Annotated in this window: 10 protein-coding genes; 5 read left to right on the top strand and 5 right to left on the bottom strand. The window is 69.6% G+C overall.

The genetic code is table 11. The annotated features are described in order from the left end of the window. Window positions 1-278 precede the first annotated feature (278 nt). The 3 genes from ACWDAK_RS40145 (at window position 279) to ACWDAK_RS40135 (ending at window position 1,662) form a co-directional block, all read left to right on the top strand. Window positions 279-434 (top strand): hypothetical protein, encoded by a 156-nt coding sequence (locus ACWDAK_RS40145; protein WP_427396220.1) that lies wholly within the window; start codon window positions 279-281, stop codon window positions 432-434. Continuing rightward, window positions 424-1,113, top strand: coding sequence for an alpha/beta fold hydrolase (locus ACWDAK_RS40140; protein ID WP_427396221.1), 690 nt, complete (start codon window positions 424-426; stop codon window positions 1,111-1,113). Before ACWDAK_RS40145 ends, ACWDAK_RS40140 begins: the two co-directional genes overlap by 11 nt. Window positions 1,114-1,191: 78 nt before the next feature. Beyond that, complete coding sequence (locus tag ACWDAK_RS40135) at window positions 1,192-1,662, top strand: Lrp/AsnC family transcriptional regulator (RefSeq protein ID WP_427396222.1); 471 nt, start codon at window positions 1,192-1,194, stop codon at window positions 1,660-1,662. Window positions 1,663-2,420: 758 nt separating this feature from the next. On the opposite strand, the gene ACWDAK_RS40130 is transcribed toward ACWDAK_RS40135, so the two are convergent. Then, window positions 2,421-2,657 (bottom strand): hypothetical protein, encoded by a 237-nt coding sequence (locus tag ACWDAK_RS40130; RefSeq protein WP_427396223.1) that lies wholly within the window; start codon window positions 2,655-2,657, stop codon window positions 2,421-2,423. Between the two features lie 452 nt (window positions 2,658-3,109). Here ACWDAK_RS40130 and ACWDAK_RS40125 point away from each other — a divergent pair, with 452 nt between their 5' ends. After that, a complete protein-coding gene (locus ACWDAK_RS40125) occupies window positions 3,110-3,496 on the top strand; it encodes a hypothetical protein (protein ID WP_427396224.1) in 387 nt (128 codons plus the stop codon). A gap of 508 nt (window positions 3,497-4,004) precedes the next feature. On the opposite strand, the gene ACWDAK_RS40120 is transcribed toward ACWDAK_RS40125, so the two are convergent. The 4 genes from ACWDAK_RS40120 to ACWDAK_RS40105 form a co-directional block, all read right to left on the bottom strand. After that, complete coding sequence (locus ACWDAK_RS40120) at window positions 4,005-4,796, bottom strand: alpha/beta fold hydrolase (RefSeq protein ID WP_427396225.1); 792 nt, start codon at window positions 4,794-4,796, stop codon at window positions 4,005-4,007. Window positions 4,797-5,158: 362 nt separating this feature from the next. Then, on the bottom strand, window positions 5,159-5,536 hold the full coding sequence (locus ACWDAK_RS40115) for a VOC family protein (protein WP_344638837.1): 378 nt from the start codon (window positions 5,534-5,536) through the stop codon (window positions 5,159-5,161). Between the two features lie 302 nt (window positions 5,537-5,838). Next, complete coding sequence (locus ACWDAK_RS40110) at window positions 5,839-6,453, bottom strand: hypothetical protein (RefSeq protein WP_427396226.1); 615 nt, start codon at window positions 6,451-6,453, stop codon at window positions 5,839-5,841. 231 nt (window positions 6,454-6,684) lie between these two features. Further along, window positions 6,685-7,053: a hypothetical protein gene (locus ACWDAK_RS40105; RefSeq protein WP_344638839.1), complete on the bottom strand. Its 369-nt coding sequence runs from the start codon at window positions 7,051-7,053 to the stop codon at window positions 6,685-6,687. 169 nt (window positions 7,054-7,222) lie between these two features. On the opposite strand from ACWDAK_RS40105, the gene ACWDAK_RS40100 reads away from it, so the two are divergent. Then, window positions 7,223-7,687 (top strand): hypothetical protein, encoded by a 465-nt coding sequence (locus ACWDAK_RS40100; RefSeq protein ID WP_427396227.1) that lies wholly within the window; start codon window positions 7,223-7,225, stop codon window positions 7,685-7,687. Window positions 7,688-7,743: the final 56 nt, after the last annotated feature.

The raw sequence follows: 7,743 nt of genomic DNA, 5'->3' as shown, positions 1-7,743 counted from the left end.
GGCAGGGCGGTCTGGTCGCGGTCGAGGCCCGGATCTCGCTGCTGGTGGACGGGGACGGTACGCCGTTCCTGCAGGCGGCTGCGCTACGAGCTGGTGAGCGAGCGTCTGAAGAAGGCGGCCGCCGCGATGCGGGACGGCCCGGAGCCATCCCCACTCATTTCCCGGCGCCAGGAAACGGCGGTGGAGGATGCGGTGGCCCCGGGGGGTGTGCCGGTCGCGGGTAAGCCGCTGCCAAATGGCCGGAAAATCTCTGTATGTGACCAGCAAGGAGTTGAGCGATGACGATCTTCGAACCGATCACGGGCCGCTATGTCGCGGTCAACGGTGCACGCACCTACTTCGACGAGGCCGGCGAAGGCGTCCCGATCGTGTGCATTCACCCGGGGGCCACGGACTCTCGGATATACCGGCATTCTTCTGCCGTTGCTTGCTGAACGCGGATATCGCGCGATCGCGCCCGATCTTCCCGGGCACTGCCGTTCCTACCCGGCACAGTGGCAGCCGGGGACATCCATTCACGACCACGCCGAGTTCGTGCACGCGTTCGTGCGCACGGTGCTTCCTGGAATCTCGCCCTTCGTGCTCGGCGCCTCTGTCGGAGGCCTGACGGCACTGGATCTTGCCGCTCACCACGGAGAGAGCTATCGAGGTGTCGTCGCGATGCAAGCAGCATCGTGGACACCGCTGTCGGCCGAGGCCGCCGCGTTGCTGGCAGGTCGGAAAAGCGCGCCCGATGCCGGCTGGACGGATCACCTCGAGTATGCGGCGGTGACCTCGGCGAGCAAGAAGCTGACAGCCGAGCAGGAAACCGAGCTGAGGTGGCTTCAGCGAAGCACCTCCCAGCAGGCCGGTCAGTTCGACGGTCAGGCGTGGGCTTCCCACGATCTGCGCGGCCGGCTCGGCGATGTGCGGTGCCCGGTCCTGCTCGTGCAGGGCACCGACGATTTCTTCGTGCAGGATGAGCTAGTCGATGACACGGTCGCCGAGATGGGCTCGGCGGCGCAGCTGCTGAGGGTGTCTGACATCGGGCATTACCCGCCGCTTGAGAATCCGGAGTGGGTTGCGCAGGTCGCAGACACTTTTGCGAAGCAGCTGACGGCAACGGCGGACTGATCGGTTGCCCTGGCCCCCTGTTTTGCCACCCTCAGGCCGACGGGTTCGATTGCGCCCCCGCGAGGTCCGGCGAGGAAAATGCCGACCGAAGGGCCAGGTAAGACCGGACGGCGGCGGCAACTGCTACGAGGCCCGGGGCTGCCCGGGGCTGTGTCGCCTGTGGGGCTGACGGAACTGGCGGCGGTGACCGGCACGACAGCGTCCACGGTGGCCCGCAGGCTTGCCGAACTGCGGGCGCGCGGCGCATTGTTCTTCGACGTGGACGTGGACCCGGCACTGCTGGGCGTCACGGTTTCGGCACTGTTGTGGATGCAGGTCTCGCCGGCCCACCTGGACGCGGTGGCGAGCGCGCTGGCGGGCCACGAGGAACTGGCGGTGGTCGCAGCGACGACCAGGCCGACGAATCTGGTCGCGCACGCGCTGTGCCGGGATACGGAGGCGCTCCACGCATACCTGACACGGCGCGTGGCGTGGGAGGCGGTGACACGCATCGAAACGGCCCCGGTGCTGCGCACGTACAAGGCGGCGACGACTCTGCGGACACTCTGACCCCCGCGCCACACCCGACCATGCGCCACCGACCTCGCCAAGGCGCGGCCAGTGGCCGGCACTTCGAACTGACTGGGCCCCGGCAACTCACCCTCAAGGGCCGATCTCCGCTGATTCGGCCCACCGGGCCAGAAGACGGCCCGGGAACCTCCGCCCGCCGCCGCCCGCTCCGGCAAGCACCGGCCGTCCCGGCGCCTCGCCGCACCCGGCAACACGCGCCACCAGATCGGCGATCAGCTGACGATCTGCCAGTCGAGGCGCCCTTCCACCGGCACCGGTCGCGAGTGGCGCACGCGGTGCCATCTTCGAATGCGTCGGCCTGGTCGACGATCAGCTGACCGCAGGAGTCCCAATCGCCGAAGTGCGTGCCGTCGCCTTCGTCGAGCAGCCCCACTCGCCCGAAGTTCCCACCCGGGCGGCAGTCCAGGGGCAGCGCCGCCGGGCCGGGTGCAAGCGGTGCGGATCGGCGAGTCGCTGTCGTGGCGTCGAGTGGGTTGGGTCCGGGTGCGGATGAACGTGGCGGGGCAGGAGACGGACGGCGGCTCGCTGCTGCGGCACGGCTCCAGCCCGTGGTGATAGGTGAGGTCATGGCCGGCGCCCAGACGCAGCTGGCCGACGTCCCAGGCAACGATCTCCCAGTCCCACCGCGACCCTTCGGGGAGCCGAATCACCGTCCACCCCGCCATCTGCACCGCGCCGTCAATCACGGCTGAGTGCGAGCCGGCGCCTTGCGGTGCTGGCTCCATACGCTGACGAACTCACCCACCGTGACCATCGGTGTCGTCGCGGAGCGAGGTCGCCTCACCGGCAGCAGCAAGCAGTTGGAACGGGAACTCTGGATCGGCCTGGCCGATGGTCAACGCGAGCCAACGGTCGGCGGACGGCAACTGCCATACCTGCATACTACCGGCGACGTTGCTCGGGAAGGCGAGCGGCTCGGGTGCCGTGTAGTCGGGGACGGGATGGTCGAACCCGAGATACGGCCACAGGTCCACCGACGTCGGGCTGCCCCAGCGGCCGGTCAAAGTCGCAGCCAGTACGGCGAGATCGGACTCCAGTTCTTGCTCCGCCGCCTCGGTGATCTCCTCGCTCCGGTCGTCCCAGAAGTCCTGGCTCTCCCGGGAGCACGGCCAGGTGATAGCCGGGCCCGCTCCAACCGCCTTCCCTCACCAAGTTCTCCTCTTGATGAGGGAACGGCAAGTCAACCAGAGCCTCGATGATCGACAGCTGGCCATCAGCGGAACCTGCCGCCCGGTGTTGACTCGACATGGTCGAAGCCTAATCAGCGGCACCCGCCGCGTTGACAAGGGGCATTGAGAAATCTTGATGCCCGCCCCGCGCCCCCCGGGGGCGGCACCGGCGTGCCGTGTCCGGGTCCGACGCCGGGCCCGGTCTAGGCTGCCTGACCGTGCGGGTGACCGACGCCCGCGCCGCGGAAGGAGTTCGCGTGAGGTACACCACAGCGGCGGCCACGGTGCGCGGCGGCCAGGAGCGTCCGCGACGTCGGCGGCTGCCGAGCCGTACGGCGGTCGCCCTGGCGGCAGCCGCCGTCACCGTGGGCAGCATCGCAGTTCCCGCCTCGGCGGCCACCGCCGGAACCGCCCGGTTGCGCGCTCAGCACTCCGGGACCAGCGGCTGCTTCAACTGGTCCTGGGCCGACGGCTGGACCACCTCGACGCTGTACTTCCACAACACCTGCCGCCGCAAGGAGTGGCTCCACATCGAGTGGAGCAGCGGCGACGGCTTTCTCAGGGGCATCGACGCCGACGCCAAGGGCCATGCCGAGGCGGACGGTTCGGTGCTGTACGTCGAGGACGGGGGCCCGTACAACTGACCGCGAGTGGGCGTCGACGAGGAACGCGAGGTGCGTGCGGACGACGGCGAGCCGGTGCCACAGCGTGAACGTGAAGGCGTCCTTGTCGCCGAGCAGCGTGGGGCGGGGATGTCCGCCAGCTCAGGGAAGGCACCGGCGATCCGGGCACCGTCTTCGGTCAGGAATCCTGCGCCAGTCCCCGAGCATCTGCACCAGCAGGTCGAGCGTGGGCACCGGACCAACACCGTGCCGCGGGGCGGCAGCTTCTGGTCGGCCGCAGCCGCTCGGCGTCGATCCGGTGCACCGGCGCCGACCGGTCGAGCCCTGATGGTGGGCGACGGCTCGTAGAGGCGAGCGGGGCCTCACGCGGGGGGATGCGCACCGGCTTGCGCCGCAGCTCTCGAAGGAGTGAAGTCACCGTCCGACCGCGCATCAGCGGGCAGCCGAGGTCGCGGGCCGTAGGGCGACAGGCCGCGCAGTTCGTCCCGGAGCGGCAGGACGGCGGTCTGTGACGAATCGGCTGACTGGGTTATGCAGGGGAAACCCTTTGGTCCAGGAAGTCCAGCACGAGTGGGCTGACCAGGTCGCGGAACTCCTCGAAGTACGCGTGGCGTGCGCCGGGGATCAGTTGGACCTGCGCACCTGGGATCCGCTCTGCGAGCAGGGCGGCGTTGGCGGTGGGGTTGAACCGGTCGTCGGTGCCGTGCAGCACCAGGGTGGGCGCGAGTATCTGCGGCAGCACGTCCCACGCATCGTGCCTGTTGCTGGCGAGCAGGTGGCCGTGCCGGGCGTGCGGTGGCAAGTCCGGGTCGCCGAGGGTGCGGTGCGGTCCGGGGTTGGCGACCAGCCACTGCGGCGTGTACATCAGGTCGAGCAAGGTGCGCAGGCGCTCGGCCGGGTCTGGCGAGGCGAGCGAGCGGCGTACGGTGCCGTCGCGCTCGAAGGCCCTGGGGCCGCCGGGCGAGGTGCAGCCGAGCACCAGGGAGCGGACCCGCTGCGGATGGCGGACGGCCAGCCACTGGGCGACCCGCCCGCCCATCGAGGTGCCGTAGACGTCGGCCCGTTCGACGCCCAGGTGGTCCAGCACCGCGACCGCGTCCTCGGCGAAGCCCTGGGTGCTGTACGGCCCCTCGGGCTTGTCGCTGTCGCCGGTGCCACGGTAGTCGAGGGTGATGGTGCGGCGGGCCGTGTGGAAGTCGCCGCGGACCGCGTCCCACCAGTGGTGATTGTTTGCCTGGCCGGCAAGCAGCAGCAGCGGGGCGCCCGCGCCCTGGGGCTGGTAGGCGATTCGGATCCCGTCCGCGGTGATGGCGTGTGACACGGCGTCCGTCCTTGTCGACCTGAGTTGGAGACCACCGGCCTCGGCGACCACCCTACGAGGGTCGCCCGGCCGAGCTCGCGTGTGGTGGGGAAGAACTCGGCCGGGGCGCAGTCCTCAGCCCTTGCCGTCCGCCGGCGCCGCCCCTGTACCGGTTCGGCCTTCTCGAAGGCGTACGCGAGTAGGTGGTGGCAGAGCAGGCACGGTTCTCCCCGCTGGTCCAATTTCGCATCGCCGCCGAGCAGCTGCGCGCTCGGCGCCGCGCCCCGGAGAGCTGGACGCGGTGGTTCGTTCCCGGGCAACCCCGGATCATGCCGCGGCTGCGGGGGCACCGCAGCCGCGGCATGATGAGCCTCGGACGAGCGTCAGAGCGGCTTGATGCGGGACTTGAGCAGGCAGAACTCATTGCCCTCGGGGTCGGCCAGGACATGCCACTGCTCGTCCCCGGTCTGGCCGATGTCGGTCCGGCGGGCGCCGAGCTTCAGGAGGCGTTCGAGCTCGGCGTCTTGGTCGCGGTCGGTGGGGTTGAGGTCAATGTGCAGCCGGGACTTTCCCGGCTCCGGCTCGTCCCGGACGCTGAAGAAGATCGTGGGCTGCGGACCGCCGAAACCTTCCGGCGTCCCGATCTCCACGCAGCCCTCCTCGCGGCCGACCACGACGTAGCCCAGGACCTCGCACCAGAACTGCGCCAACAGTTCGGGGTCGCGGCAACCGAGCACAAGCTCACCGATACGACATGCCATAGAGAAACCTGCTCCCAGTCGGCGGGCCGCCAGGGCCACGCGCGCAGCTCATGGGCCACCAGCAGCGAACACAACTCCACGACCGTACCGGACGAGGCGAGCATGGAAAAGATCTTTTCCATGCCCAGGGCCTTTCGGGGTGGCCGACCGGTCGACGTCCTCCAGGCGCGCCCCGGGCAGTTCGCCGTCGCGGGCGCCGGAGTTGACGCAGCAGGCCAGCGGGGCGCGGTCCCGATCGCATCCCATCTGCGCGAACAGCTCGTCCCACAGCCGATCCCACCAAGGGCAACCGGCGTCTGTCATCAGTTCTCGCTTGGTGGCCCGCGCAGCTTCCAGGTCTTCGTCCCGTTCGGCGAACTGCGCGTTGAGGTCGGCGACTTGCTGTTCGTCAGCGCGGGCTTGGGCGAGGGGGCTGGTCGGTGATGGCTGGTGCATGCGTCTCGGTCGAGTCGAAGACTGGCAGCCGGCGGTCTGACTGTAGGCATCCCGAGCTGGACGGTGCGGCTCTTGCGCAGGGTCGCGGTAGCCTCCCGGATCTCCTCGCGGTCCTCCGGCGCCAGGCTTTCGAGGTCGGTCTCGACTCTGCGGACGAGGTGCCGCAACCGGGTGATCTCCTCGTCGGACGGGGTCGCTTCGGCGCGGGCCCAGTTGTCGAGTTCGCCTGCCGCGGCCAGGCGTTCCCGGTTTCGCAGCAGGGTGTCCAGGTAGGTCTCCAGGTCGGGCAGGTAGGACGGGTAATCCGTGCGGAAGTGATCGCAGCCCAGGCGGCGGGACCGGAACGGGCAGGCGTGCCCGCCAGCCCTGACGTTGCCGGGTTCGACGCAGATGCCGAACGGGACGGCGACCTGCCCGATGCGCATTCGGGCGTGCTCGTGGTCCAGCAGGGCCTTGGCCCGGGCCCAGAGCCGGATCAGCACCGCGACCGACGTCTTCGCCGCATCCGCGGCGTCGCTGGAGGTAGCGGCGCCGGCTGTCGGGCCGCATCGCCGCCCTTGCCCTTGTCATCGCCGCAGGCCGCGGTCAGCAGCAGTGCCATCGCACCCGGTTGAAACGGCTGGTGGTACGTGTCGCGGCACCGGTCGTCCGAACAGTCCTCACGGTTGCTCCCTCTCGGTGTTCGTCAGGCGCCGGACTCCCGGTCAGCCCGATCAGTTCTTGAGGCGGACGGAGCACGACAGGTTGCCCTTGGCATCAGGCTTTTGCTGGTCCTTGAGCTTGCCGTCGACGTAGATGCTGCAGACGGTGCCGGGAGCCGCGCCCTTGACCCCCAGGCCGTTGAAGCCGAAACCGACGTTCTGCGTCCTGGTCCAGGGCAACCGCTGCTGCGCCGCGGTTTTTGCGTTGGTTTCGCCGGAGAAGCTGTAGCTGACGTCGGTGGTCCCGGGGCCGGTCACTTCCATCTTCACGTCCCAGCTCTTGCCGAACAGGCCGCAGCCGGTGAGTGACACCGCTGCCATGACCGAAGCACCGGTCACCAGCATCGACTTGACGTACGTACGGGATTCGGGGAACTTCACGGCGCCTCCTGATGACGCGTTGGCCGATTGGTACGCGGTTCATTCTGGGCTGCGTTCGGCAGGTCCGGAGCGGCCGAAAGGCTGCATTCCTGGGAGTGGCATCGGCCGAAAGTACGTATCCTCTTTCCCCGGCCGCTGGGCTCGCGAGCGGTCGTCTATCCTCCTCTCCATGCCCCTGTCGCTCTTGCGCCCCGCACCGGAGGCCGTCGCCGCAGCGTGCGTCGGCGCGCTGCTCCTGGTGCTGGACGCGGGTGTGGTGAGCCGCAGTCGCATCGGGCTCGCGGTCGTCGCCAGCGGCGTCCTGGCGCTGGTCACGGCCGCCGGATCACTGCCGGCGTACCGGGCCGGCCGGAGGTGGACGGCCTGCGCGCTGTCCGTCACCGCGGCGGCCGTCTCGCTGCTGACGACCTCACTGGTGGAGCGCACCGTGCTCCAGCGCACCCCTGGATGGGCCGAACTGATCGGACTCCTGACGCTGTTGTGCGTGGCCTGCCGGTACGGACGGCCGTTGCCGCTCGCCGCGTCGGCGGTGCCGCTGTTCGTGGCGGTGGTGGGCCTTGCCGGCCGCGCTCCGGCGTTGTCGGATCTGCCCGTACTAGGCAGTGTCCTGGCGATCACGAGCGAAGCCAGATGACGAGTGCGGCTGCGGTGACGGTGCCGAGGTAGACGTAGCCGCGCTTGTCGAATCTG

The sequence above is a fragment of the Kitasatospora sp. NPDC001175 genome (assembly GCF_053598215.1).
The sequence above is the reverse complement of the archived record's forward strand: the minus strand, read 5'-3'. Positions and strand labels throughout refer to the sequence as shown.

Coding starts and splice junctions, on each gene's coding strand:
- ACWDAK_RS40145 (WP_427396220.1), top strand. CDS start 279: ATGACGATCTTCGAACCGATCACGGGCCGCTATGTCGCGGTCAACGGT.
- ACWDAK_RS40135 (WP_427396222.1), top strand. CDS start 1,192: ATGCCGACCGAAGGGCCAGGTAAGACCGGACGGCGGCGGCAACTGCTA.
- ACWDAK_RS40115 (WP_344638837.1), bottom strand. CDS start 5,536: ATGGCATGTCGTATCGGTGAGCTTGTGCTCGGTTGCCGCGACCCCGAA.
- ACWDAK_RS40100 (WP_427396227.1), top strand. CDS start 7,223: ATGCCCCTGTCGCTCTTGCGCCCCGCACCGGAGGCCGTCGCCGCAGCG.